The organism is Mesorhizobium sp. M0166 (genome assembly GCF_040322255.1).
Lineage (GTDB): Bacteria > Pseudomonadota > Alphaproteobacteria > Rhizobiales > Rhizobiaceae > Mesorhizobium.
In genome coordinates, this window is sequence record NZ_JAMYTD010000005.1 from 179388 (window position 1) to 204972 (window position 25585).

Annotated in this window: 23 protein-coding genes and 1 pseudogene; 9 read left to right on the plus strand and 15 right to left on the minus strand. The window is 61.9% G+C overall.

What is annotated here, in order from left to right; all coding sequences use genetic code 11:
• Window positions 1-218: 218 nt before the first annotated feature.
• From NKJ46_RS09140 to NKJ46_RS09150, 3 genes are read left to right on the plus strand one after another with little or no spacing between them, the layout of a single operon-like run.
• Entirely contained in the window at window positions 219-3149 is a 2931-nt protein-coding gene (locus NKJ46_RS09140) for a molybdopterin oxidoreductase family protein (RefSeq protein WP_352664214.1), read from the plus strand.
• Window positions 3146-3880: a 4Fe-4S dicluster domain-containing protein gene (locus tag NKJ46_RS09145; RefSeq protein ID WP_352664216.1), complete on the plus strand. Its 735-nt coding sequence runs from the start codon at window positions 3146-3148 to the stop codon at window positions 3878-3880. The genes NKJ46_RS09140 and NKJ46_RS09145 overlap by 4 nt, the downstream gene beginning before the upstream one ends.
• A gap of 10 nt (window positions 3881-3890) precedes the next feature.
• Window positions 3891-4826 carry a dimethyl sulfoxide reductase anchor subunit family protein gene (locus NKJ46_RS09150; RefSeq protein WP_352664218.1) on the plus strand — a complete coding sequence of 312 codons (936 nt, stop codon included), beginning with the start codon at window positions 3891-3893 and terminating at the stop codon, window positions 4824-4826.
• 2 nt (window positions 4827-4828) lie between these two features.
• Here the strand turns inward: NKJ46_RS09150 and pdeM are convergent, their stop codons facing one another.
• From pdeM to NKJ46_RS09175, 5 genes are all read right to left on the minus strand, one after another.
• Complete coding sequence (gene pdeM / locus NKJ46_RS09155) at window positions 4829-5545, minus strand: ligase-associated DNA damage response endonuclease PdeM (protein ID WP_352664220.1); 717 nt, start codon at window positions 5543-5545, stop codon at window positions 4829-4831.
• The gene (locus NKJ46_RS09160; RefSeq protein WP_352664222.1) at window positions 5542-8064 is read right to left on the minus strand and encodes a ligase-associated DNA damage response DEXH box helicase; all 2523 of its coding nucleotides are present in this window, start codon (window positions 8062-8064) and stop codon (window positions 5542-5544) included. The genes pdeM and NKJ46_RS09160 overlap by 4 nt, the downstream gene beginning before the upstream one ends.
• Before the next feature lie 67 nt (window positions 8065-8131).
• A complete protein-coding gene (locus NKJ46_RS09165) occupies window positions 8132-8992 on the minus strand; it encodes a C40 family peptidase (RefSeq protein WP_352664224.1) in 861 nt (286 codons plus the stop codon).
• Between the two features lie 29 nt (window positions 8993-9021).
• Entirely contained in the window at window positions 9022-9372 is a 351-nt protein-coding gene (locus NKJ46_RS09170) for a MarR family winged helix-turn-helix transcriptional regulator (RefSeq protein WP_023676939.1), read from the minus strand.
• Window positions 9373-9440: 68 nt separating this feature from the next.
• Window positions 9441-10805, minus strand: a complete 1365-nt coding sequence (locus NKJ46_RS09175) for a leucyl aminopeptidase family protein (RefSeq protein WP_352664226.1) — start codon at window positions 10803-10805, stop codon at window positions 9441-9443.
• A 120-nt stretch (window positions 10806-10925) separates the two neighbouring features.
• Between NKJ46_RS09175 and NKJ46_RS09180 the strand changes: the two genes are divergently transcribed.
• Window positions 10926-11747 carry a tetratricopeptide repeat protein gene (locus NKJ46_RS09180; RefSeq protein WP_352465090.1) on the plus strand — a complete coding sequence of 274 codons (822 nt, stop codon included), beginning with the start codon at window positions 10926-10928 and terminating at the stop codon, window positions 11745-11747.
• A gap of 118 nt (window positions 11748-11865) precedes the next feature.
• Here NKJ46_RS09180 and NKJ46_RS09185 read toward each other — a convergent pair whose 3' ends face one another.
• From NKJ46_RS09185 to NKJ46_RS09225, 9 genes are all read right to left on the minus strand, one after another.
• Window positions 11866-12882, minus strand: a complete 1017-nt coding sequence (locus tag NKJ46_RS09185) for a type II secretion system F family protein (RefSeq protein WP_292654024.1) — start codon at window positions 12880-12882, stop codon at window positions 11866-11868.
• Between the two features lie 9 nt (window positions 12883-12891).
• Window positions 12892-13905, minus strand: a complete 1014-nt coding sequence (locus tag NKJ46_RS09190; RefSeq protein WP_352664228.1) for a type II secretion system F family protein — start codon at window positions 13903-13905, stop codon at window positions 12892-12894.
• Between the two features lie 29 nt (window positions 13906-13934).
• Window positions 13935-15434 carry a TadA family conjugal transfer-associated ATPase gene (locus tag NKJ46_RS09195; protein ID WP_352664230.1) on the minus strand — a complete coding sequence of 500 codons (1500 nt, stop codon included), beginning with the start codon at window positions 15432-15434 and terminating at the stop codon, window positions 13935-13937.
• A 29-nt stretch (window positions 15435-15463) separates the two neighbouring features.
• A complete protein-coding gene (locus tag NKJ46_RS09200) occupies window positions 15464-16747 on the minus strand; it encodes a CpaE/TadZ family protein (protein ID WP_352664232.1) in 1284 nt (427 codons plus the stop codon).
• A gap of 55 nt (window positions 16748-16802) precedes the next feature.
• Complete coding sequence (locus NKJ46_RS09205) at window positions 16803-17537, minus strand: CpaD family pilus assembly protein (protein WP_352664234.1); 735 nt, start codon at window positions 17535-17537, stop codon at window positions 16803-16805.
• A gap of 14 nt (window positions 17538-17551) precedes the next feature.
• The gene (locus NKJ46_RS09210) at window positions 17552-19081 is read right to left on the minus strand and encodes a type II and III secretion system protein family protein (protein WP_352664236.1); all 1530 of its coding nucleotides are present in this window, start codon (window positions 19079-19081) and stop codon (window positions 17552-17554) included.
• Entirely contained in the window at window positions 19078-19893 is an 816-nt protein-coding gene (gene cpaB / locus NKJ46_RS09215; RefSeq protein ID WP_352488187.1) for a Flp pilus assembly protein CpaB, read from the minus strand. Before cpaB ends, NKJ46_RS09210 begins: the two co-directional genes overlap by 4 nt.
• Before the next feature lie 189 nt (window positions 19894-20082).
• Window positions 20083-20601 carry an A24 family peptidase gene (locus tag NKJ46_RS09220; RefSeq protein ID WP_352664238.1) on the minus strand — a complete coding sequence of 173 codons (519 nt, stop codon included), beginning with the start codon at window positions 20599-20601 and terminating at the stop codon, window positions 20083-20085.
• A gap of 153 nt (window positions 20602-20754) precedes the next feature.
• The gene (locus NKJ46_RS09225) at window positions 20755-20925 is read right to left on the minus strand and encodes a Flp family type IVb pilin (RefSeq protein WP_352488184.1); all 171 of its coding nucleotides are present in this window, start codon (window positions 20923-20925) and stop codon (window positions 20755-20757) included.
• A gap of 342 nt (window positions 20926-21267) precedes the next feature.
• On the opposite strand from NKJ46_RS09225, the gene NKJ46_RS09230 reads away from it, so the two are divergent.
• From NKJ46_RS09230 to NKJ46_RS09240, 3 genes are all read left to right on the plus strand, one after another.
• A complete protein-coding gene (locus NKJ46_RS09230) occupies window positions 21268-21690 on the plus strand; it encodes a pilus assembly protein N-terminal domain-containing protein (RefSeq protein ID WP_352455128.1) in 423 nt (140 codons plus the stop codon).
• 152 nt (window positions 21691-21842) lie between these two features.
• Window positions 21843-22403: a TadE/TadG family type IV pilus assembly protein gene (locus tag NKJ46_RS09235; RefSeq protein ID WP_352664241.1), complete on the plus strand. Its 561-nt coding sequence runs from the start codon at window positions 21843-21845 to the stop codon at window positions 22401-22403.
• Window positions 22404-22433: 30 nt separating this feature from the next.
• Complete coding sequence (locus tag NKJ46_RS09240) at window positions 22434-23054, plus strand: TadE/TadG family type IV pilus assembly protein (RefSeq protein WP_352664242.1); 621 nt, start codon at window positions 22434-22436, stop codon at window positions 23052-23054.
• A 101-nt stretch (window positions 23055-23155) separates the two neighbouring features.
• Here the strand turns inward: NKJ46_RS09240 and NKJ46_RS34730 are convergent.
• Window positions 23156-23284, minus strand: a pseudogene (locus NKJ46_RS34730) (phosphate/phosphite/phosphonate ABC transporter substrate-binding protein); the annotation flags it as partial.
• A 160-nt stretch (window positions 23285-23444) separates the two neighbouring features.
• Between NKJ46_RS34730 and NKJ46_RS09245 the strand changes: the two are divergent.
• Together NKJ46_RS09245 and mutM are read left to right on the plus strand one after the other, a co-directional pair.
• Window positions 23445-24686, plus strand: a complete 1242-nt coding sequence (locus NKJ46_RS09245) for a phosphopentomutase (RefSeq protein ID WP_352664244.1) — start codon at window positions 23445-23447, stop codon at window positions 24684-24686.
• Window positions 24679-25569 (plus strand): bifunctional DNA-formamidopyrimidine glycosylase/DNA-(apurinic or apyrimidinic site) lyase, encoded by an 891-nt coding sequence (mutM, locus tag NKJ46_RS09250; RefSeq protein WP_352664246.1) that lies wholly within the window; start codon window positions 24679-24681, stop codon window positions 25567-25569. Before NKJ46_RS09245 ends, mutM begins: the two co-directional genes overlap by 8 nt.
• Window positions 25570-25585: the final 16 nt, after the last annotated feature.

Sequence of the window (25585 nt, forward strand, 5' to 3'; positions counted from 1 at the left end):
TTTGTTCTAAATTTTGGCTCGAAATTGGAAAAAAGTCGCGCCAGAACAGTCGAGGGTAGAAATTTGGTGAGGCTGTTCAAATCCGTGTTCACGCACTGGTCCCGCAGCCTTCGGTGGCGGCTGGTCGGTGAACGCTATCGGCCGGAACAGCATTACATGCGCGGCCCAGGCCCGAAGACGAGAGCCAAGGCCGCGGAACGCAAAAACATCGCCGGATCATGACCAACAAACCGCTGCGCGGCGCCAACTCAGCACCATCCCAACGGCCGCTTGCCGATACGCGCGCGCCCGCTGAAGACGACGGCGTCGATACTTCGCCCGATGTCTCCGACAGCATCGCCAAGACCACCTGCTATATGTGCGCCTGCCGCTGCGGCATCGACGTCCATATCAAGGACGGCAAGGTCCGCTACATCAACGGCAACAAGGACCACCCGGTCAACCGCGGCGTGCTGTGCGGCAAGGGCAGCGCCGGCATCATGCAGCATTACAGCCCGGCCCGACTGAAGAAGCCGCTACTGCGCATCGGCCCTCGCGGCTCGGGTGAGTTCCGCGAAATCGAGTGGGAGGAAGCTTTGTCGATTGCGACAGAACGGCTTTCGAACATCCGCCGAACCGATCCGAAGAAACTCGCCTTCTTCACCGGGCGCGACCAGTCGCAATCGCTGACCGGCTGGTGGGCGAGCCAGTTCGGCACGCCGAACTTTGCCGCCCATGGCGGCTTCTGCTCGGTCAATATGGCGGCCGGCGGCCTCTACACGATTGGCGGCTCGTTCTGGGAGTTCGGCGAACCCGATTGGGACAACACCAAATATTTCATGCTGTTCGGGGTTGCCGAAGACCATGATTCCAATCCGATCAAGATCGGCCTCGGCAAGCTCAAGGCGCGCGGCGCCAGGGTGGTTTCAATCAATCCCTGCCGCACCGGCTACAACGCGATTGCCGACGACTGGGTCGGCATCCGGCCCGGCACCGACGGCCTGTTCGTATTCGCCCTCATCCACGAATTGCTGAAGGCCGGCCGCGTCGATCTCGACTACCTCTTGCGCTACACAAACGCCCACATCCTGGTCATTCAGGAGCCTGGTGCTGCCGATGATGGGCTGTTCATGTGCAATGGCGACGGCAATCCCCTGGCCTGGGACAGGGTGGCGAAGATACCTATCAATGCCAACGATACCGACGCGAGGCCCGCATTGACCGGCAGCTTTCTCGTCGACGGCCGCCGTTGCGTGCCGGTCTTCCAACTCGTCGCCGACCGCTATCTGGACGAGAGCTATTCACCGGACGCCGTCGCTGACCGGTGCGGCATCTCCGCCGACACCATCCGACGCATTGCCGCAGAACTCGCTCATGTCGCCTTTGAACAGCAAATCGAATTGCCGGTGGCCTGGACGGACTGGGCCGGACGCCGGCACGAGACCATCAAGGGCCGCCCGGTGTCGATGCATGCGATGCGAGGCATCTCGGCCCATTCGAACGGTTTTCACTCTTGCCGCGCCATTCATCTGCTTCAGGTACTTCTCGGCACGGTGGACGTGCCGGGCGGCTTCCGCTTCAAGCCTCCCTATCCGCGGTCCGCGCCGCCGGGCCCCAAACCAGCCGGCAAGAATGTGAAGCCAATGACGGCGCTCGAGGGCATGCCGCTCGGCTTCGTCTGCGGACCGGAGGACCTGCTGGTCGATGAAGGCGGCAAGCCAATTCGTATCGACAAGGCCTACTCCTGGGATGCGCCGCTTGCAGCACACGGCCTCATGCACACGGTCATCCGCAACGCATGGGCCGGCGATCCCTACACGATCGACACACTGTTCATGTACATGTCGAACATGGCCTGGAACTCGTCGATGAACACGGTCGAGACGATGGCGATGCTGACCGATGTGGATGCATCGGGTGAGTACAAGATCCCGTTCATCATCTATTCTGATGCTTATTATTCAGAGACCGTGCCTTTTGCCGATCTGGTGCTGCCGGATACGACCTATCTCGAGCGTCATGACTGTATCAGTCTGCTCGACCGGCCGATCAGCCACGCCGACGGGCCGGGCGACGCCATCCGCCATCCCGTGGTCGAGCCGGACCGCGACGTCAGGCCGTTCCAGTCGGTGCTGATCGAGCTCGGCGCGCGGCTCGGCCTACCCGGTTTCGTCGACGACGATGGCGCCGCCAAATATCGCGACTATGCCGACTACATCGTCAATCACGAGCGCACGCCAGGTGTCGGTCCGCTCGCCGGCTGGCGCGGAAAGGACGGGACCTCGGTCGGCAAGGGCGAGGTCAATCCCGACCAGTTGCAGCGCTACATCGATAATGGCGGCTTCTGGCACCAGGATTTCGCCGCCGATCAGCGCTACTACAAAATGGCCAACCGCTCGTATCTCGAATTCGCCGAGAGCATGGGCTTCATTGCGAAGGCCGAGCCGATCGTCTTCCAGCTCTATTCCGAGCCGATGCAGCGCTTTCGCCTCGCGGCGCGCGGCCATGGCGGGGTGCTGCCGCCGAAGGCAGAGCGCAGCCGCATCGAGACCTATATGGATCCGCTGCCGTTCTGGTACGCGCCCTTCGAAGAGGCTGCGGTCGATAGCCAAGCCTATCCGCTCCACGCGCTGACGCAGCGGCCGATGCACATGTACCATTCCTGGGGCGGACAGAACGCCTGGTTGAGACAGATCACCAGCCAGAACCGGCTGTTCGTCCACCAGCGGACCGCCGCCGGCCTCGGCCTTGTCGACGACGACTGGGTATGGATCGAGAGCATCAACGGCAAGGTCAAAGGACAGATCAAGCTGGTCGACGGCGTCAATGCCGATACGGTGTGGACCTGGAACGCCATCGGCAAGCGGCGCGGCAGCTGGGGGCTGAAGGATGACGCGGCCGAATCCAATCGCGGCTTCCTGCTCAACCACATCATCGGCGACCAGACCTCCGCCGATGCCAGCGGCAAACGCTATTCGAATTCCGATCCGGTGACCGGCCAGGCGGCGTGGTTCGACCTGCGCGTGCGCATCGTCAAATGCGCGCCCGAAGAAGCTGGCTTCACCGAACCGCAGTTCGAGCGGTTCCGGCAGCCGCCGGGCTTCGAGTCCTCGCCCGACAAACTCAGTTTCGGCGCCGAATTTCGCCGGGAAAGAGAAGCTGCCGAATGACCTGCCTTCCCGCCCATACCGACAAGAAGCTCGGCCTCGTCATCGATCTCGACACCTGCGTCGGCTGCCAGGCCTGCGTTACCGCCTGCAAGGAATGGAACACCGGCGGCCATATGGCGCCGCTAACCGACATCGACCCCTATGGCGGCAATGTCGACGGTGTCTGGTTCAACCGGGTGCACAGTTATGAGCACATGACGGAGATGAGCGGACGCACGGTGAACTTCCCGCGCTCCTGCCTGCACTGCGAGACACCAGCGTGCGTCACGGTCTGCCCGACCGGCGCCTCCTACAAACGGGCGTCGGACGGCATCGTGCTGGTCGACGAGGACAAGTGCATCGGCTGTAAATTGTGCAGCTGGGCCTGTCCCTACGGAGCGCGCGAATTCGACACCGATGTCGGCGTGATGAAGAAATGCACGTTGTGCGTCGACCGCATCTACAACGACAATCTGGCGGAAGAAGATCGTGTGCCGGCCTGCGTCGCCGCCTGTCCGACCAGCGCGCGGCATTTCGGCGATCTGGGCGATCCGGAATCGGCTATCTCACAATTGGTGGCCGAGCGCGGTGGCGTCGACCTGATGCCGGAGATGGGCTACAAGCCGACCAACAAATATCTGCCGCCACGTGCCCACACCACCCGCGCCGCCTCGGTGCCTGCCCCGGCCCTAGAAGCGGTGCGTGCGGAAGGCGGCTTCCTCGGCTGGGTCGACCGCATGCTTTCGAACTGACCCGCGTCTCATGCATCCAGCATTCTCGGTCGTCTTTTTCACCACCGCCACGGGCGCCGGCTACGGACTGCTCGCGCTGCTTGGCGTGCTAGCCGGACAGGGCTTTATCCCGCCCGATTTCTGGCTTGGCCTCACCGGCATGGGGCTGGCGCTTGGCCTGATTTCGGCCGGCCTGCTGTCGTCAGCCGGCCATCTCGGTCGGCCCGAACGCGCCTGGCGTGCCTTCTCGCAATGGCGAAGCTCATGGCTGTCGCGCGAAGGCGTGGCGTCCGTCGTCACCTTCGTGCCGGCGGGACTGTTCGGTATTGGCTGGGTGGTCCTCGGCCGTACGAGCGGCTGGGTGGCTGTCGCCGGGCTGCTCGCTGCCATGGGCGCGGCCGCCACCGTCTGCACCACCGGCATGATCTACGCGTCGTTGAAGCCTATCGCCCAATGGCACAGCCGCTTCACCCTGCCCGGCTATCTGATCTTTTCGGCGATGACCGGCAGCGTACTGCTCAACGCCCTGCTGCAGGGATTTGCCGCAGGCTCGAGTGCGCTTCTGGTGGCTGCCCTGTTGCTGACTGCGCTCGGCTGGGGTTTGAAGCTGGCGACCTGGCGATACAATGACAGGCTGGAGATCCCGACCAATGCCAACACCGCAACCGGGCTCGCCGGCGGCACGGTGCGGTCGATCGAGTGGCCGCATACGGAAGAAAACTATCTGCTCAAGGAAATGGGTTTTCGGATCGCGCGCAAGCACAGCGCTAAACTCCGCCAGATCACGCAGGTGCTGGCCTTTGCTTTGCCCGCGTTGCTGCTGGTCGCGGCGTTCGCCTTGCCGTGGCCCTATGCGGCAGCACTGTCGATACTCGCCGCAATCGCCCAACTCGCCGGAATGCTGGTCGAGCGCTGGCTGTTCTTCGCCGAGGCCAAGCACACCGTCACTTTGTACTACGGCAGGTAGGTTCAGCCCGGCCTGAGCATCGCGTGCGAAATTGCGAAGATGCGTTCGGCGCCAAGCATGTAGGCCATCAGCGTTTCGCGCTTGAACAGTCCCAGATAGGCGCGATCGAGCACGTTGAGCGAGCCGGTATAGGCGCCGAAAGCCGGCATGATCATGCGGCCGCCATCGCCGGCAAAGCAACGCCGCCGCACCGAGCGGCCTTGCTGCACGATGCGGGCACAAGGATGCAGGTGGCCTGATATCTCGCCTTCCACTCTCACCACCGAAGGCTCGTGCCGGAAGAGTAGAGAGCCGATTGCCAATTCACGTACGGTCTCGCCTGGCAAGTCGGCCGGCGCTTCAGGATCATGATTGCCGGCGACCCAGAACCAGTCGCGCCCGACCATCAGCCCTTCCAGCCTGTCGCGGAAGCTTGCGTGCATGCGCGCTGCGCCGCCACCATCGTGAAAACTGTCACCCAGGCTGATGACGATCGCAGGCTGATAGTCGGCAATCACCGCCTGCAGCCGGAGCAGCGTCGCGCCGGTGTCGTAAGGTGGGACCAGCGTGCCGCGCCTGGCCAGTGATGAGCCTTTTTCCAGATGCAGGTCGGATACGGCCAGAAGCCGGAATTCGGGAAAATAGAGCACGCCACGACGGTCGCAGATCGCGCGTTCGCCGGCGATACGGACAGCGCCCGCATCCGCCAGCGGCGCAGCCATGGCCAGCGCGACAGTCATTTCGTCCCCATGGCCTCCTCGACCAGCGTGGCTGCATCCATCAGCAGCGTGTCATCGGCCTCGCCGTGCACCGGCATTTTGCCGATCTCGAGCATGATCGGCACGGCGAGCGGCGATATCTGCTCGAGGTTCTTATGCATGATTCGACCTTGGACGCGCGAGAGCATCTCGGCAAGTCTGCTGACATCCAAGAGACCGGTCGCGGCATCGGCCCGCGTCGCCTGCAAAAGGATATGGTCGGACTCGTGGCTGCGCAGCACGTCGTAGATGAGATCCGTCGACACGGTTACTTGGCGGCCGCTCTTCTCCTGCCCCGGGTGGCGTTTCTCGATCAATCCCGAGATCAGCGCGCAATTGCGAAAGGTACGCTTCAACAACCAACTGCCGGCGAGCCAGGCTTCGAGGTCGTCGCCCAGCATGTCCTGATCGAATAGCTGAGCCAGCGACGGTTTCTTCGCCGTGAACATATAGCCCATATCGGCCAGCGACCATATGGCAAGCGCATAGTCGGTGGCGACGAAGCCGAGCGGCTTGGCTCCCGCCCTGTCGAGGCGGCGGGTGAGCAGCATGCCGAGCGTCTGATGCGCCAGCCTGCCCTCGAACGGATAGGCTACCAGGTAGTAGCGGTTGCCGCGCGGAAAGGTCTCGATCAGCAGATCGTCGCGTTTCGGCAGTACCGACTTGTCGGCCTGGAAGCGCAGCCAGTCTGCGACCTGCTCCGGCAGCTCCTTCCAGCGCTGCGGATCGTCCAGCATGGCGCGGACCTGTTCGGCCAGGTACGTCGAAAGCGGGAATTTGCCACCGCCATAGTAAGGCACCTTGGCGTCGCTGCCGGGTGCATTCGAGACGAAGCACTCATTCTCGCGGATGCCTTCGAAACGCAGAACCTTGCCGGCGAACATGAAGGTGTCGCCATGCGTCAATGTTTCGAGGAAGGCCTCCTCGATCTTGCCCAGAACCCGACCGCCACGCGAAGCCGCGCCTCTGCTGCCGGCCTGGACGTAGCGGACGTTAAGCGCCGGCACTTCGATGATGGTGCCGACATTGAGCCGGTATTGCTGGGCGACGCGAGGATTTGAGACCCGCCACAGCCCATCCTTGTTGAGACGAATACGGGCGTAGCGTTCGTAGTTCTTCAGCGCATAGCCCCCAGTGGCGACGAAATCGACGACGCGATCGAATGTCGGCCGGTCGAGATCGGCATAGGGTGCTGCCGTCCGCACTTCCTCGAACAGCGCATCGGCATGGAACGGCGCACCGCAGGCACAGCCCAGCACGTGCTGCGCCAGCACGTCGAGCCCGCCATCGACCAGCGGCGGCGTATCCTGGGCGCCGAGATAATTGGCGTCGAGCGCCGCCCGGCATTCCAGCACCTCGAAGCGATTGGCCGGAATCAGGATCGCCTTGGACGGCTCGTCCATGCGGTGGTTGGCGCGGCCGATTCGCTGCGCCAGCCGGCTCGCCCCCTTCGGCGCGCCGACATGGACGACCAGGTCGACATCGCCCCAGTCGATGCCGAGGTCGAGCGTCGATGTGGCGACGATGGCGCGCAGGGCGTTCTCGCCCATCGCCTTTTCGACACGCCGGCGCTGCGCGACGTCGAGCGAGCCGTGATGCAGCGCGATCGGCAAGGTGTCCTCGTTGACCCGCCACAACTCCTGGAACAGCAACTCCGCCTGGCTGCGCGTGTTGACGAACAGCAGGGTTGTCTTGTGGCGCTTGATCTCGTTGTAGATCTCCGGCGTTGCGTAGCGGGCTGAATGTCCCGCCCACGGCACGCGCTCCTCCGAATCGAGAATGGAGATCTCGGGCTTGGCACCGCCGGTGACGACGATCAGTTCGGCCATCGGCCCCGGAGGATTCTGGCTGACCAGCCAGCGCCGCAATTCGTCGGGCTCGGCGACCGTCGCCGACAGGCCTATCGTCTGCAGCGCGGGCACAAACGAGCGCAGCCGGGCCAACCCGAGCGACAGGAGATGCCCGCGCTTCGAGGTCACCAGCGAATGCAATTCGTCGAGCACGACATAGCGCAGGTCCTCGAAGAAGCGCCTGGCATCGGGCGCGGCAATCAGCAGCGCCAATTGCTCGGGTGTGGTCAGGAGAATGTCGGGCGGCGCCAGCTTCTGCCGCTGGCGCTTGTGTGCGGGCGTGTCACCGGTGCGCGTCTCCACGGTGACCGGCAGCCCGATTTCTTCGACGGGTTTGCCGAGATTGCGCTCGATGTCGACGGCCAGCGCCTTCAGCGGCGAGATGTAGAGTGTGTGGATGCCTCGGTGCGCCTGCCCCGGCCTTCTCCTCGGTCGGCCAGCCAGTTCGGTCAGCGATGGCAAGAACCCGGCCAGCGTCTTGCCGGCGCCGGTCGGCGCGATCAGCAATACCGACTGCCCGCCCTGGGCCTTGGCCAGCAAATCGATCTGGTGGGCGCGCGGCGACCAGCCCTTTTCTGCAAACCATTTGACGAATGGCTCGGGCAGGACGACGGCGGCATTCTGTTCGGCAAGGCGCGGCTGCTCTGTCACGCGCCAGAGGTAGCGCGGTGACGCGCAATCGCCAAGCAGAATCAGAACAAAAGGTGATCGATTCGCATTACGGCCGGCGAAACCCGGTCGGTCCGCCATAGAGATAGCCGATACGGGCGACCGCCTCCCTCAGTCCTTCAAGCGACACCAGCATCGTGTGGCCGTTGGCGTGGATCATGGTCTCCGGGTCCGTCATGATCGCGACGTGGCCTTTCCAGAAGACCAGGTCGCCGCGCCGCAACCCCGCAAAATCCGGCCCGGGGTCGAGCGGTTCACCGATGGTGGTCGCCTGCATGTCGGTGTCGCGCAGCACTTGCCTGCCAGCCATGTGCATTGCAAGTTGCACGAGACCGGAACAATCGATGCCAAAGCCGGAGGCGCCGCCCCACAGATAGGGCGTGCCGAGAAAGGCCTCGGCAACCGCGACGTAGTCGGCAGCCGCCTCGGCGATAGGCCTGAGATGGCCAGATATGACCGCCTCGCCGGACGGCAACAGCGCATAATGCGTGCTGCGCGTTTCGGCCGAGCCCGTCACGGTCACCAACGATCCCATCGACAATTGCCCGCTCAGCGGGAAGCGCAAGTCGGGTCCCGGGTAGAGAAAGGTGCGTGGCACCGAAACGATGTGGGTTGGCGCATGGTCGCGCGTGCCCAGCGCCGTGTCGGCGACATAGCCGACATAGCCGTCGCGCTCAGCCTGGATCCAGGCCCAGCCTTCCGCGTCATCGAAGACGAGAATATCGTCGCCGAACAGGGCTTGCGTGTTGACGCCGGCATCCGGGCGCGGAGCCTTGCGGATATCGGCCACGGAGGCTGATATGCGCGCCGGCCGGCCGGCGACAAAACGGTCGGCGGCGACCTCGCCTTTCAGCCTGGCGTCGGCGAGATCGGAGCGGAAGGCATGGAGGCGGGCATCCCTGGCGGTCAAATCGGCACTCGTTCAAATGGGCAACTTGGTTAAATGGGCAACTCTTGGGCTCTGGCGATGATAACATCGCCAAAGCGCTCGACAAAGAGCGCGCCTTCGACTGTGCGCCTGACCAGCACGTTGCGCTTGTCGAGCTCGTCGCGGTGGCGCGACACCAGTTTCAGCGCCCCCATCGTATCGAGCGCACGGGTGATCACCGGCTTGGTGACGTTGAGGCGGGCGGCTAACCCCCGTACCGTGTGTGGCGGCGGATCGAGATAGATGGTGAACAGGATCGCCGTCTGGCGCATGGTGAGGTCGGGCGCGTCATCGCGCACCTCCGACAGCACCACCTGTTGCCACAGTCGCAAGGCCTGGCTTGGACGCATGATAATCGACATCCGGCCAGCATGACGGAAAATTGTTTCGGTTCCGTTTCAGTCAGCACCTTCGTCGGCTTGCCCGAGAATCAGCCGTAGCGGTTCGAAATGACCTGCTCCAGCGCCCTGATGCCTTGCGCTTCGCCGCCGGCAAGGCCGTGCGGGCGGTCGGACGGGTTCCAGGCGAAGATGTCGAGATGCGCCCAGTTGGCGGTCTTTTCGACGAAGCGCTTCAGGAAAAGCGCCGCCGTGATCGAGCCGGCGAAACCATCCGGTGTGACGTTATTGATGTCGGCCACCTTCGACGCCAGCTTGGCGTCATAGGGCTTCCACAACGGCATGCGCCATAGCGGATCCTCGACCGCAACGGAGGCGTCCGCCAGCTCGGATGCAAGCGCCTCGTCACCGGTATAGAACGGCGGCAGGTCGGGACCGAGCGCAACACGGGCAGCGCCTGTCAGCGTTGCCATATCGACCAGCATCTGCGGCTCCTCGTCATCGGCCAAGGCCAAGGCATCGGCGAGCACCAGCCGTCCTTCGGCGTCGGTGTTGCCGATTTCGACGGTGATGCCCTTGCGGCTCACCAGCACGTCGCCTGGCCGGAAGGCGTTGCCGGCTATCGAATTCTCGACAGCGGGGATGAGCACACGCAGCCGAACCTTCAGGCCGGTGGCCATGATCATGGAAGCGAGGCCCAGCACGTTGGCAGCGCCCCCCATGTCCTTCTTCATCAAAAGCATGCCCGAGGACGGCTTGATGTCGAGACCGCCTGTATCGAAGCAGACGCCCTTGCCGACCAGCGTTATCTTGGGGGCATTGTTCAGCCCCCAAATCATGTCGATCAGGCGTGGCGCGTCAGCAGAAGCCCGACCGACGGCGTGGATCATCGGAAAGTTGGCGGCAAGAAGATCGTCGCCTTTGGTGACCGATATTTCGGCCTTGTGCGTCGCGGCCAAGCTCCGGGCGGCTTTCTCCAACTGCCCGGGGCCCATATCGCTGGTCGGCGTGTTGACCAGATCGCGCGCCAGGAAAACGCCATCGGCGAGGCGGCGGATGCGGGCGGCGTCGGTGCCAGCCGGGAGCGCGAGGCGCAGCGTCTTGCCTGGCTTCTTGCCGTAGCGGGTGAAGACATAGCCGCCGAGCGCCACGGCGAGTGCCGTAAGCTCGGGCTTGGCCGGCGCGGACGCAAAATGCCAGTCGCCTTCGGGCAAGGCTCTCGCTAGTGCGCCGATGGCCAGTGCGCCCTCGCCATCACCGGTGCCGAACAGGGCTCCGGCAATCGCGCCGTTGTCGCCAGGTACAATCAGCGTCCTGCCGGCCTCGCCGGAAAAGCCGTTGGCCTTGGCCCAGGCGACCGAGGATGGCGCAAGGCCCGACGCCGCCAGAGCATCCTTGGCCACCAGATGGACCGGCAGCGCATTGCTCAATTCTTTCTCGACGAGTTCGACAGGCATTCGCTGGTCTCCGCTTCCGAGTCGGCGTTTCTTAACTCTCCGTTAGGGTTAACAGAATATTTCTGCGGGAGGGAAGATGGCCACGCAAATGGTCACGCGATGAACGGAGCCCTGGTGCCGATGCCGACCAACCGCAGGATGAACGCCAGCGCAAATAGGCTGATCACCACGGCGTTGATGATGGTGCTTGCCGCAGGCGTCGCCGGCTGCGGAACCAGCAAATTGACGACTGGCTCGATTTCTCGTCCAAGCGGCAAGCCGCTGGAAACAATGTCGGCGGGCGAACTGCACAACGCTACGATGGCGCTCGGCCAGTCCTATTCGAAAAACCCCAGCGACAAGCGGATCGCGACAAACTATGCAGCGGCGCTGCAGATGGACGGCGACGCAGACCAGTCGCTTGCGGTGATGCGCAAGCTGGCGATTGCCTTGCCGAAGGATCGCGACGTGCTCGCCGCCTATGGCAAGGCGCTAGCCGCCAACGGTCAGTTCGAGCCGGCTCTCGATGCCGTGCGCCGCGCGCAGACCCCCGAATATCCTGACTGGAAACTGGTGTCGGCGGAAGCTGCCATTCTCGACCAGCTCGGCCAGAAGGACGAGGCGCGCCAAGGCTATCGCAAGGCGCTTGACCTCAGGCCGAACGAACCATCGGTCCTTTCCAATCTCGGCATGTCGTACGTGCTGGAAGGTGATTTGCGCACGGCCGAAACCTATATGCGCTCGGCCGCCCAGCAGCCGAATGCAGACAGTCGCGTCCGCCAGAACCTGGCGCTGGTCGTCGGTCTGCAAGGCCGTTTCGACGAGGCCGAGAAGATCGCCTCGCAAGAGCTGTCGCCGGATCAGGCGCAGGCCAATGTCGCTTACCTGCGCCAGATGCTGGCGCAGCAGAATGCCTGGAGCCAGCTCAAGGACCAGGACAAGGCAAAGCCCGCCACCAACTGACCGGCTCAAGCGCCGAACCGGTGCGCGAAATTCCGCAACACGCCTAACGCAAAGAGCCGCGCTGCACCGGCCGCGCGGCTTTGAAATCATATCAGCGTTTGTGGCGACGCTACTGGCGCTACTCGCTGCTGGATTTCGGCTGGTCGCCAAAGATGCCGCGCTGGCTCACCTGGATGCCGGCGGGACCCAGAATGATGGCGAACAGCACCGGCAGGAAAAACAGGATCATCGGCACGGTGAGCTTCGGCGGCAAGGCCGCGGCCTTCTTCTCGGCGGCATTCATGCGCATGTCGCGGCTCTCAGCGGCAAGCACGCGCAGAGCATGCGCCACCGGCGTGCCGTAGCGCTCGGCCTGAACCAACGCCTGGGACACCGACCTGACGGATTCCAGGCCGGTTCTGCTTGCAAGGTTCTCGTAGGCCTGCTTGCGCTCCTGCAGATAGGAAAGCTCGGCGTTGGTCAGGATGAATTCTTCCGCCAATGCCACCGATTGCGCGCCGATCTCATCGGCGACCTTGCGAAGCGCTGCTTCCACCGACATGCCGGACTCGACGCATATCAGCAACAGGTCGAGCGCGTCCGGCCACGCCATCTGAATCGACTGCTTGCGCTTGGTAGCGCGGTTGTTGACGTAGAGCACCGGCGCGTAGAACCCCGCATAGGCTACCACGATGCACACGAACAGCTTCACGAAAAGCGGCTGCTCGGGCAATCCTCCGAGCACGAACAGATACATCGCCGCCAATGCAAAGCCGATAAAGGGCAGAACGAGACGGAAGAAAAGGAAGCGCGTCAGCGGATTTTGCCCGCGAAAACCCGCCACTTTCAATTTCTGCAAGGTACCTTCATCCGCCAGCGCACGCCTGAGATCCAGGCGATCGACAATATTGCGCATGCCGACCGACTGTTCTTCGCGCAGGCCCTTGCGTCGGCGGTCGGCTTCGACTGCCAGCCGCGCACGCTGCTTGGCGCGCAGCTCATCGCGCTCCAGCGCCACGGATTTCATGCGCGCCTTGAGCTGGTTTCCGCCAAAGGCGGGCAGCAGCGTGAAGACGGTCGCAAACACCGCAATGCCGACCAGCAGTGCGATCAGCAGAGACGGATCGGTGAGAGTTCTGATGACGTGATCGGTCATACGCGAGTCCTAGACTTCGAAGTTCATCATCTTGCGCATTACCAGGACGCCCATCGACATCCAGATGCCGGAACAACCGAGGATCAGATGGCCGGTGCTGGTGGTGAAGAGGGGCATGATGTAGTTCGGGCTCGTCAAATAGACGAGAAAGGCGACGACGAAAGGCAAGGCGCCGATGATCACGGCGGATGCCTTGGCTTCCATGGACAACGCCTGGACCTTGGCTTTCATTTTCTTGCGGTCGCGAAGCACGCGCGAAAGATTGCCCAGCGCTTCGGAAAGATTGCCGCCGGCCTGAGACTGAATCTGGATGACGATGCCGAAGAAGCTCGCCTCGGTGCACGGCATCGTTTCTGGCATGCGCATGGCAGCGTCGGGGATCGACAAACCCATTTGCTGCGAATCGACGATGCGGCGGAACTCGGTCTTGACCGGCTCGGGGGATTCGTTGGCGATCAGGCGCACGGCATCGTTCAGCGGCAGACCGGATTTTACCGCACGCACGATGATATCGAGTGCGTTCGGAAATTCGTTGAGGAACGCCTTGACGCGGCGCGCGCGGCGAAACGAGACGAACCAGCGGGGCAGACCCAAGACGCCGACCAGCAGCGCAGCCGGCAAGACCAGCAGTGGTGCGCCGATGAAATAGACAAGAGCCGTCAAGACGACGCCGCAGACCGCCGAGTAGACATAGAAGCGCTCAAGCGAGATCTTCATGCCTGCCTGACGGATTTGGATCTTCAGCGGTGGCTTCTTGACCAGGCTCTGATTGGACTTTTGCTTTTGATCGAGATCCTTCAGCGAATCCTGGACGGACTTGCGACGCTTGGCCGCTTCCGCCACGCGATCGCGCGAAGCCTTGACGACCGAACGATCCGTCTCGGCGGTCTTGATCGATTCAAGCCGCTTGCCGACCTGCTTCTCGGTGCTGATCCGGTTGAACAGGAAAGCATAGGCCACAGCGCCGGCGCTGAAGCCGGCGAGCACGACGAATGCCAATACGGTGCCGTCAATTCCGAACATCGACCCTGGCCCCCACGCTTCCAGACGGATCAGTCAGCGCGTTTCTCCATCGCCTCGAGCGCAACCGCGAGGCGCTGCTCCTCGCCGTAATAGCGGGCGCGCTCCCAGAAATGAGGACGGCCGATGCCAGTCGACACGTGCTCGCCCAGCAGCCTGCCGTTCGCGTCCTCGCCCTTGATGTTATAGAGAACGATGTCCTGGGTGATGATGACGTCGCCTTCCATGCCGATCACCTCGGTGATGTGGGTGATCCGCCGCGATCCGTCGCGCAGGCGTGCAGCCTGTATGATCACGTCGATGGAGCCTACGACGATTTCGCGCACGGTTTTTTGCGGCAGCGTGTAGCCGCCCATGGCGATCATCGACTCTATACGGTTGAGGCATTCGCGCGGGCTGTTCGAGTGGATCGTCCCCATCGAGCCGTCATGGCCGGTGTTCATCGCCTGCAGCAGGTCGAACACTTCGGGTCCGCGCACTTCGCCGACGATGATGCGTTCGGGCCGCATGCGCAGGCAGTTCTTGACCAGGTCGCGCATGGTCACTTCGCCCTCGCCTTCGAGGTTCGGCGGACGGGTTTCGAGACGCACCACATGCGGCTGCTGCAATTGCAGCTCAGCTGAGTCCTCGCAGGTGATGACGCGTTCCTCGCGGTCGATATAGTTGGTCAGGCAATTGAGTAGCGTCGTCTTGCCTGAGCCGGTACCGCCCGAGATGACAATGTTGCAGCGAACACGGCCGATGATCTTGAGAATCTCGGCCCCTTGCGGCGAAATCGAGCCGAACTTGACCAGCTGGTCGAGCGTCAGCTTGTCCTTCTTGAACTTGCGGATGGTAAGTGCGGTGCCGTCGATAGCCAGGGGCGGTGCGATGACGTTGACACGGGAGCCATCAGGAAGACGCGCATCGCAGATCGGGCTCGATTCATCGACGCGGCGGCCAACCTGGCTGACGATACGCTGGCAGATGTTGAGGAGCTGCTGGTTGTCGCGGAAACGGATGCCGGTCTGCTCGACCTTGCCGTTGACTTCGATGTAGACGTTCTTGGAGCCATTGACCATGATGTCGGCAATATCGTCGCGGGCAAGCAGTGGCTCCAGTGGCCCGTAGCCCAAAACGTCGTTGCAGATATCCTCGAGAAGCTCTTCCTGCTCGGCGATGGACATCGCGAAATTCTTGATCGCGATGATGTCGTTGACGATGTCGCGGATTTCCTCGCGCGCGCTTTCGGGATCGAGTTTGGCCAGCTGCGACAGGTCGATCGTGTCGATCAGTGCGGCGAAGACCTGGCTTTTGGTATCGTAGTAGGTTTCGCTCTTTTGGCGCTGGATCGTTTTCGGCTCCGGGGCCAATGGCGGCGGCTCGACCGCACGGCGAACCGCCGGCGCACCAGATGGCGGCAGCGCCGCCGGCCTGGCAGCTACAGCCGCTTCCACAGGGTTCGCGGCCGCCGGCGCAGCAGGCGCAGGTGCTGGCTGACGGAATTCCGGAATGGTCCGGTTGCCGTCGTCGCTGCCTCTTTTACCAAACATGATCGCTTACCAATTCCACCGCTGAGGCATCACTTCTTGTTGCGCGAAAGCTTGCCGATCAGGTTGCCGAGGCCAGCCTTTTTCTTCACCTTGATTTCGCTGCGCCCTGTCAGCACATGGGCGATCTCGTTGATCGTGGCGACGACCGGATTCTTGGCATCCATTTCACCGAGCATACGCCCATTATTGGCAGCATTTCCGAACAAAAGGGGCTCGAACGGGATGATCGACATCGGCGAAAGGCCGAGTGATTCGGAGAAGTCGGACGGTGTAATCTCGGGACGTTTCGGCACGCCGGCCTGGTTGATTACAAGCTTTGGTGCGGGATCGTTCGGACGAAGCCGCTTCAGCATGTCGACCAGGTTCTTCGTGTTGCGCAGATTGGCCAGTTCGGGCGTAGCCGTGATGACGATCTCGTCGGCCTTGACCAGGGTGTTCTTGGTCCAGCCGGCCCAGACATGGGGAACATCAAGCACGAGGAGCGGCGCGCTACGCTGGGCTATGTCGATAAGCTGGGTGAAGGCGTCAGGATCGAAATCGTAGACCCGCTCCAGGGTCGAAGGTGCCGCAAGCAGCGACAGATGCTCGGCGCATTGGGCGAGCAGCCGGTCGAGATAGACCTCGTCGACGCGTTCCGGCGAGAAGACCGCCTCGGCAATGCCTTGCGCCGGGTCCTGGTCGAAATTGATATTGGCCGTTCCGAAGGCGAGGTCGAGATCGGCGACAACCACTTCGGATTTGAAAAGGGACGACATGGCCCACGCCACATTATGGGCTATGGTCGAGGAGCCGACGCCACCCTTGGCGCCGATGAAGGCAATCGAGCGGCCGATCGGCTCAGCTTCCGGATCAACGAAGATCGAAGACACCACGCTGACGATGTCGGCCATCGATACGGGCGCGATGACATATTCGGAAATGCCCGAGCGGATGAGTTCGCGGTACAGGCCGACATCGTTGTAATGGCCGACAACCACCACCTTGGAGCTCGGGTCACAATGCTCGGAGAGCTGCGCGAGTTGTTCCAGCAACAGCTTCGGCTCGCTGCGCGATTCAAGCAGGATCAGGTTCGGTGTCGGCGCCGACTGATAGAATTCGATAGCGGTGGGGATGCCCCCCATATGCACCTTCAGATGGGCCTTGGCCATGCGGCGATCCTCGCCGGCGCGCTCGACCGGATTGGCTACGCCTTCGGTCTCGCAGAATGCTTGGATCGAAATGCGCGGGATCGGCCGCAACGCCTGCATCGCGGCAATATCCTGCTCCGAGGTTTCGCCGCCCGGTACCTCTGTTTCATAGGCAAGATTGCTCATTATCATCACTTTCCGTGACTTGCGCGGCTTAGGGTTTGTTGAGCCTCAACACTCGTTAATATTCGACTTCCGAATTGCCGAGGAATTCGTCCGAAATACCTCTGTCACGATAGACGTCGATCACCGCGCCGCGATTTTCCGCGTCGATCGGCGTCGGCTTGCGTGGCCCGATCAGATCGGACGGATTGGCCATTTGGGCAGCCAGGTTGTTCTGATACGAACAGCCGAAATCGGCATAGTGCTTGTTTTCCGAAGTCTCCAGCAGGTCTTCGGGCCAGCGCCCGCATTTATCCGTCTGAGCCTTCACCGAGACGTAAGCAACACGGACCGGTGCGGACGCTTCGGCCGAAACAGACTGATAGGACCGCATGGCGATCCGCTTCCGGCTGATGCCGCTGGCTATGGCCAGCCTGGCGAAATCGCGGCCGGCCGCGGCCGCTGCGATTTCGTTGGCCGAGCCGCTCGGAATCTCGATCGTCAGCACCGGAGCCGCGCTCCTGTCGTATCCGTCCAGGAAGCCGAGGAGCGTGTTACGCTGGGATCTGGTCATGCCACGGTCGCCGGCGCCGACCGGAAGGTCGATCTTCTGGATCTTCTCGGCGATGACAATCGGATGAGTGGTGCGATAATCGTCCGGTATGGCACCGACCGTGACGCTGTCGCGATTGGCGCAGCCGGCCAGTGATGCCGCCACCGCGATCGCTATGATGGGAACGGCCGGCCGCCAGATTCGCGAATGGACGGACCGTATCGCGGTGACCGCCCTTGCCTTCGATACTGACTGAGACATGTCCACTTCCCCGCTTACTTGTAGATGAAGCCGACAACGCCGTGATAGCGGCCGTTGGGCTTGTCGGTCTGCATGGTGCCGTAGACACGGTTGACGCGGCCAAGGAACATGCCGGCGCCATCGCTGGCTGCGTTGAAATTGTCATCCGGTTTGGCAAGATCGTTGCGCGCCACCGGCTTCACCAGATAGGGCGTGATGATGATGACGAGTTCGGTCTCGTTGCGGACGAAATCCCTGCTGCGGAACAGCGTGCCTAGCACCGGTATTTTGGTCAGGCCGGGCAACCCGGCAACCGCCTGCCTGATGTCGTCGCGGACAAGGCCCGCGATCATCATGGAACCGCCGGAGGGCAATTCCACCGTGGTGTCGGCCAAGCGTTTGCGGATCGACAGAAAAGTGGTGCCAGGCAAGTCACCAAGCCCTTCGAGCGCTACCGCGCCTTCCGTCGTAGGTTCCGAAACCGACGTCCTCACTTTTAGGCTGATGCGGCCCGCCGAGAGCACGACCGGCTGGAATTCGAGCCCAATTCCATATTCAAGGCGTTCGTGCTCGTAGGTAATCTGGCCAGTTTGATTGTCGTTTGAAACGTTGCTTGTTCGGCCGATGATGATATTGAATTCGCCGCCGACCTTGAAGGTCGCCTTCTCGCCGGAGACGGCGGTGAGAGTCGGCTCGGCCAGCGTCTTCATGACACCGCTTTGCTCCATGGCGTTTATGTACGCCTGGAGCGTCGAGGTGCCGATCGAGGCCCCCGAAAATTGCGACAGTGGTTTTCCTAATCCATATGCGGGGGTGCTGAACGACTTCCAACTAATGCCGTTGCTGCTACCGTTGCCGACCATGTTGACGCCGAGCTGCTTCATCACCGAGCGGCTGACTTCCGCGACCGTCACCTTCAGCGTCACCTGGTCGTCGCCGATAATCTGCAGCAGGTTGACGATCTTGCTGACGCGGCGCTCGGCATCCGGGTTGTCGATGGCGACGCCGGCTTCAGCCGAACCGCCGGCAGCGGTCTGCGAATATTGACCCGTGGTCGCCTCGCCGCCGGACACGAAGATGTTCGCCAGATCAGCCGCGCGCTTGGCGTCCAGAGGAGTGTCAACGGTTCCGGTCAGAACGACGTTGTCGTTCAGCAACTCGACCTTGACCTCCGATGACGGGATGAAGCGCTTGATGTAATCCTCCAGCCCGGCGACGTCACGTTCGACCGCTAGGTCAAGGCTGACGATCTGCTCGCCATTCGGGCCAAAGACGAAGATATTGGTCTCGCCGACCGCCTTTCCAAACAGATAGATGCGCCTGGCGGTGCGGGTCACCGCGTCGGCTACAGCGGGGTTGGCGACGAGAATGTCGTAGGCATCACTCGGGAGGTCGATGACCACCGACTTGTTCAGTCCAAGCTTGACCCGCTGGGTGGCGGTCGAAGCCGTAACCCTGGCATTGCCCGCCGCACTGGCATCGAGGATGCCATATGCATTCGTTCCAAGGAGAAACAGGCCGATCGCCGCAGCCAGCGTGAGCGGCAGTTTGGTTTTTAGACTCATTTCCTTGCCCCCACTTCGGAAACTTCGCCCGACTTGATCAACCGCACCGTTCCGCGCCGGCCATTGCCGGAAACCAGGTAATCGGCTTCGCCCACATTCTTGTCCTGGCTATCCTTGATCGAGCGCAGCGCCAATGTCAGGCGATCCGCCATCTGCTGTGCGACGGTGATGATCTCTGACTGCTGCGGCGTCAGTTCCAGGGTGGCGGTCTGGCCCACCCTGGTCTTCTTGCCTTCCTCGTCTTCCTGAATGGTCTGGTCGATCGCCAGGACGCGAATATTCTTGAGAATAGTTTCGGTCGTGAAGCCCGAACCACCGCCATTGGCGGGATCGGCTCTGCGGGTCATGATGACGTCGACGAAATCGTTGGGAAGAATAAAGCCACCGGCCGAGGTGTCGGCCGAGATGCTTGTGGCAACAGCCCGCATGCCGGAGGGCAGGATCGACGACATGAAGCTTTGCCCCTCACCGATCAGCTTCGAGCGCCGCAGCGGTTCGCCGGCGTAGAGCGCCACGCGGGCGACGGCGCCCTTCAGCTTGTCCAGCGCTTCAGGCTCGGCGGCGCGGGTGATGAAATTTGCGTTGATGCCGGCGGACGGCCATGACTCCCAGGAAATGTTGTTTTCAAGCGGACTGCCCATCGGAACGTCGCCGGAAAGAACAAGCACATCCTGCAGTGCGATCGTCGGCGCCTGAGGACCGGAATCGACAACCGGAGGCGGGGGAGCCACGACCATGTTCTTCGCGACATAGCCTGCACCACCGGCCGCGGCTATCGCCACGCTCAGAATAATCAATCGGGATGCTGGCATCTGTCCGAACCTCGCCTTGGCAAACCACGTAGCCAAGCGGGACTTTGCAGCGGCAATCGTCAAAACAAGGTTAATGTTATACTTACGATCGTGATTAATTTAACGTTTATATAAATTAGATCGACAAGCCCGGCCCGAAGGAAAACGTGGCCAACTCGCCTGCTCGGCGCCAACGGCGTAAAGCGAAATTCAGCCCGCCAGCCTGGTAAGTGCCCAGGCCATCAATGGCGAGTCGGAATAGGTGAGCAGACCGCCAACGCCAAGCGCGATGCCGTACGGAACGCCGGTCGCCTCATCGGCGAAATGGCGCAGGAACGGATTGTGGCTTGTGACGGCGGCAAGCGGCGATTTCCGATAGGCGAGGATGGCAAGCGTCAGCAGACCGCCGATGAATGTCGAGGCGACGAGGTATTCGATGAGATGGATGTTCAGTCCCATCCACATCGCAGTGGCGGCCAGCAGCTTGGCGTCGCCGCCGCCCATACCGCCGAGCGCGAACAGGCCGAACGTCACCGCGAGTACCAGGCCGGCGGCGGCGAAATGCCAGCCATAGGTGGCCCAGTCCATGCCGGCCAAAGGCGCAACCAAGGCGAAGACAACCACAAGCAACACCGGCACGCGATTGGCGATCGTCATCGACAGCATGTCGGAGATTGCGGCAAACAGCATGCAGAACGGAAACACGATGAAGATCACGGCTTCAAGCATCGGCGCGCCTGTGGTCAAATTGCATCTGGCCCTCAGCCTAGTCACATTCGCTTAACGATTGATGAGGCCCGAATTTCAAATCGTGCTGGGACTAAAGACTAAATAAGGGCCGCCAGTGCGGCGGCCCTTATTTGGAGAACAAGCGAGTTACGATCAGCTACCGCTCACCTTAGTGGAGATGGTGCTGAACTTGGCGTTCAGCGCGTTGCCGAGCGAGCCGGCGCCGACCATGATGGCAAGCGCGATAAGGGCGGCGATCAGACCGTATTCGATAGCGGTCGCGCCGGATTCGTCCTTCACAAAACGTGCGATGAGGTTAGACATTCGAGCTCCTACTCCAATTGTTACAGCACTTCCGTCAACTTCTCTTGGTGGCTGATCGGATACTGCGAATCTAAGGAGAAGCTGTTTCAATCGGCTTAATAAACAGGCTTACCGATTCCTTTCCCGCTTCGACGACATTGCGTGGTTAACCCAGAACTAAAATACCCGCCGCTGGGCCCACGGGCTGACAAAAGGCGCAAAAGGCGCAATTCGGCAAGGACGTTCTGCCGTGCCGGCTAGGCCCAATGCCGGTTCCGGCTTAATCCTGAACTCCAGCCGCTTAACGGTTGGTTCACCAATCTCGTTCATGTTCTGTTGAACAGTTTGCCAGGGGGCGCCTCAATGGCCGGGCCGAGATCATCATTTCCAGTTGCCGTGCTTTTTGCCGCAGCGGCTTTCGCCTTTCCAGCCAAGGCCGGCGCCGGCATCGAGGTGACGATGAACCAGGCAAAGATTATCAAATTGTCGCGCGCCGCCGATACGATTGTCGTCGGCAATCCGGCGATCGCCGACGCCTCCGTGCAGGACGCATCGACCATCGTACTGACCGGCAAGGGATTTGGCGTCACCAATCTCGTCGTCCTCGACCAAGAGGGTAACCCGATCGTCGATGAGCAAATAACCGTCGTGCGCCAGGCAGCGTCGTCGGTGCGCATCTATCGGCGTTCCGAAGTACAGACCATGTCCTGCGCGCCATATTGCGAAAGCTCGTATAAGAGCGATGCCGAGAAGGCCTCTGAAGCCGAAATGAGCGCCGGGCATTAGCTAGCCGACGTCTCCGCCTTTAGCGGGAACGTGCTTCGGTTATCGCCGGGTTAAGGCCTTCCCGTTGAATTTAATGGTCATTCCAACCGGACTTCAATCGGTTCCGACTAAGGGTGGGACCGATACAGAAGCGGCATCGGCGGGCAGAGGACATGAGCAAGGCAGGACGAGCAGGTTTTCCAAGACGGTTTCTGGGCGACCGCCGCGGAAGCACGGCGATCGAATTCGCCATGCTTGCAATTCCTTTCGCGCTTCTTGTCTTCGCCATCCTGGAGAGCTGCATTTCTTTTGCCGCACAGGAAGTGATGGCAAACGCCACCGACGACATCGCGCGCCAGCTGCGTACCGGCCAACTAAGACCGACCGATGTGTCCGGTACCAAGCTGCGGGATATGATCTGCACCAAATTGGAGATCATGGTCGCCAAGACCTGTCCCGGATTGCTGGTGGACTTGCGCGAATATCCCACCTTCGCCGATGCGGCGCTGGCCGGTTTCAAGATCCAGGATGGTGACGTCGTGCTGACCAAGGGCACGAGCACACAGACCTTCACCGTCGCACCTGGCCTGGCGGAGTCGAGAAACATGCTGCGGGTTTTTTACAAATGGCCGGTGATGACCGACTTCATGGCCAAATCGATGGCCAACCTAAAGGACGGCAAAACGCTGCATTTTGCTTCGATCACTTGGCAGAACGAGCCGTTCGACAACTGAACCACGTAGTCGCTTGAAAAGGGCAAAGCCATGATTCGTGCGGGGGCACAGCTGGGCATCGCAGGGATTTGTACAAGAGCAGTCCGGCTTTGCTCGGACCGCCGCGGTATTGCGGCTGTCGAGTTTGCCCTCATCGTGCCTGTCCTGTTGATCATGTACTTTATGACAATGGAGGCCTCGCAAGCCATCGAGACCAGCAAGAAGGTCAGCCGCATCGGCAGCATGGTAGCGGATCTCGTCACGCAGCAGCAGACCATCAAGGCGGCCGATGTCGATGCCATCATGGCGATCGGCAGTTCCACGCTGCAGCCCTACAACCGCTCGAAACCGAAGATCATTATCACGGCGATACAGGTGACGAACGAGACGACGCCGAAAGTCCTGGTCGTGTGGTCGCGCAAGCTGGTCGATGGCGTGTCTAGTGTCGACGCGGTCAAGGATTCCACCACAACGGTCCCGAGCGCGCTCAAGATCAAAGGCACTTTCCTCATTCGGGTCGAAAGCGATCTCGCCTACAAGCCAATCATCACCTGGTCGGCGGACGGCCAAAGCCGGTTCGGGTTGAGCTCGGTCTTCAATTCGATATCGATGGCGGAAACTTATTATCTGCGGCCGCGCAGGAGCCCGACCATTCCGTGCAGCGATTGCTGACGCCTGAAGCCCGCTAACGGGCTGTTGCTATTGCTTGCGACCGCGGGCCGAGACTAGACGCACGATGGCTGCAGCCAGCACATAGTCCCTCGGACCGGCAACGGTTCGGCGACGATACCGATACGGAACGTTCCGATAACATCGCGCCAATCGGCTCGCGCCAGGTTTGCGCAAGACGCATCCAGCAGCAAAGCCAGTACGGCGGCGAATGCGTTCAGGGCAGGCCTCATGCGAGTTCCACGCCGCGCATTTCGATCGGCAGATCGACCATGCCGCGATTCGTCTCTCCCGGGCCAGCACGCCAAGCCGTGCCGTTCGGGTTTCCGAATTGCCAATGGCGGCGCGGAACCCTATGTCTGAGCCAACACACAGGCAATGATGAACCATTAGATGGCACGCGCCTTCCTTTTTGTCCTCGACTCTCTCGGCATCGGCGGCGCGGCCGATGCCGAACGCTATGGCGACACCGGCTCCAACACGTTCGCACACATCGCGCGGGCCTGCGCAGAAGGCCGCGCCGATCGCGAAGGCCTGCGTGACGGACCCCTTCTCGTACCAAATATGCTCGCGCTCGGCCTCGGCCAGGCCGCGGCAACGGCGACGGGTTTCAGGTTCGAGAATGCCGGCAGTGCCCCGCTTGCCGCCGCCTTTCATGGCGCAGCCCAAGAGGTTTCGAGCGGCAAGGACACGCCATCGGGCCATTGGGAAATAGCCGGCCTGCCGGTCCGTTTCGACTGGGGTTACTTCCCGGACACGATTCCCGCCTTTCCAGCCGAATTGACCGAAACAATGGTGCGTGAAGGGAAGGTGCCCGGCATCCTCGGCAATTGCCATGCTCCGGGCACCGAGATCATCGAACGGTTCGGCGAAGACCATATCCGCACCGGCAAGCCGATCTGCTACACCTCGATCGACTCCGTCCTGCAGATTGCCGCGCATGAGGTTCATTTCGGCCTGGAACGGCTTTACGAGTTCTGCAAAGTGGTGCGCAGGCTCGTCGATCCGCTGAATATCGGCCGCGTCATCGCGCGGCCGTTTATCGGTGAAACCGCCGCCACGTTCGAGCGAACGCATAATCGTCGCGACTATGCCGTACCGCCGCCGGAACCGACCTTGCTCGACCGGCTGACGGCGCGCGGCAGCCGGGTTATCGCGGTCGGCAAGATCGGCGACATTTTCGCCCATCGCGGGATCTCGGAAGTCCGCAAGGCTGCCGGCAACATGGCAATGTTCGACAAAGCGCTTGGCGCCATGGAAGATGCCCGCGACGGCGACCTCGTCTTCGCGAACTTTGTCGACTTCGACACCGAGTTCGGGCATCGGCGCGACGTTGCGGGGTATGCCGCCGCACTCGAAGCTTTCGACCGGCGCCTGCCCGAGGCATTCGCACGGCTGAGGCCAGGCGATCTGCTCATTTTGACCGCCGATCACGGCAACGATCCGACGTGGCGCGGCACCGATCACACGCGCGAGCGAATTCCGGTTATCGGGATGCGGCCGGGTTTCAAAGGCGCAGACATCGGACTGAGGACGACATTTGCCGACATCGGCGAAACCGTGGCCGAACATCTCGGGCTGGCGCGCGGCCGTTACGGCACCTCCTTCCATGCCACGATAGATGGCCATGCCTGAGCTGCCGGAGGTCGAGACAGTCAGGCGCGGCCTGCAGCCGGCCCTTGAAGGTGCCCGCATTGTCGGTATCGAGGCACGCCGGCCGGATTTGCGGTTTCCGTTCCCCGAGAGATTTTCGGAGCGGCTGATCGGCAAGACGATTGCGGCGCTCGGCCGCCGTGCCAAATATCTGACGATCCACGTGGACAACGGCCCGGTTTTGATCTGCCATCTCGGCATGTCGGGTTCGTTTCGCATCGAAACGGCCGACGAGAGCGCAACGCCCGGCGCGTTCCACCACGAACGTTCGAAAAATACCGCTCACGATCACGTCGTCTTCGACATCGTATCACCTGCCGGCGTCCGCTCTCGCGTGATCTTCAACGACCCGCGCCGCTTCGGGTTCATGCTGTTTTCGGAAGGCGAGCCCGACATGCATCCGATGCTGGCGGGATTGGGCGTCGAGCCTACAGGCAATGCACTGGACGGCGCGCTGCTCGCTTCGTTGCTGAAAGGTCGCAAGTCACCGCTGAAAGCGGCACTTCTGGACCAGAGGCTGATCGCCGGGCTAGGCAATATCTACGTCTCTGAAGCGCTTTGGCGGGCCGGCCTGTCGCCGCTGCGCGAAGCGGGCACCCTCGCGAGAGCCGGCAAGATAGCCAAAGAGCAGAGCGAACGCCTGGCCGAAGCAATCCGCTCGGTCGTCGCCGATGCGATCGCCGCCGGCGGCTCGTCGTTGCGCGATTATATGCAGACCGATGGATCGCTGGGCTACTTCCAGCATTCCTTCGCGGTTTACGATCGCGAGGGCGAAGCCTGCTCCAAGCCTGGTTGTGGCGGCCACATCGAGCGTATCGTGCAAAGCGGTCGTTCGACTTTCCACTGCCGGACCTGTCAGGCTTGAACCAGAAGCGAGGAGG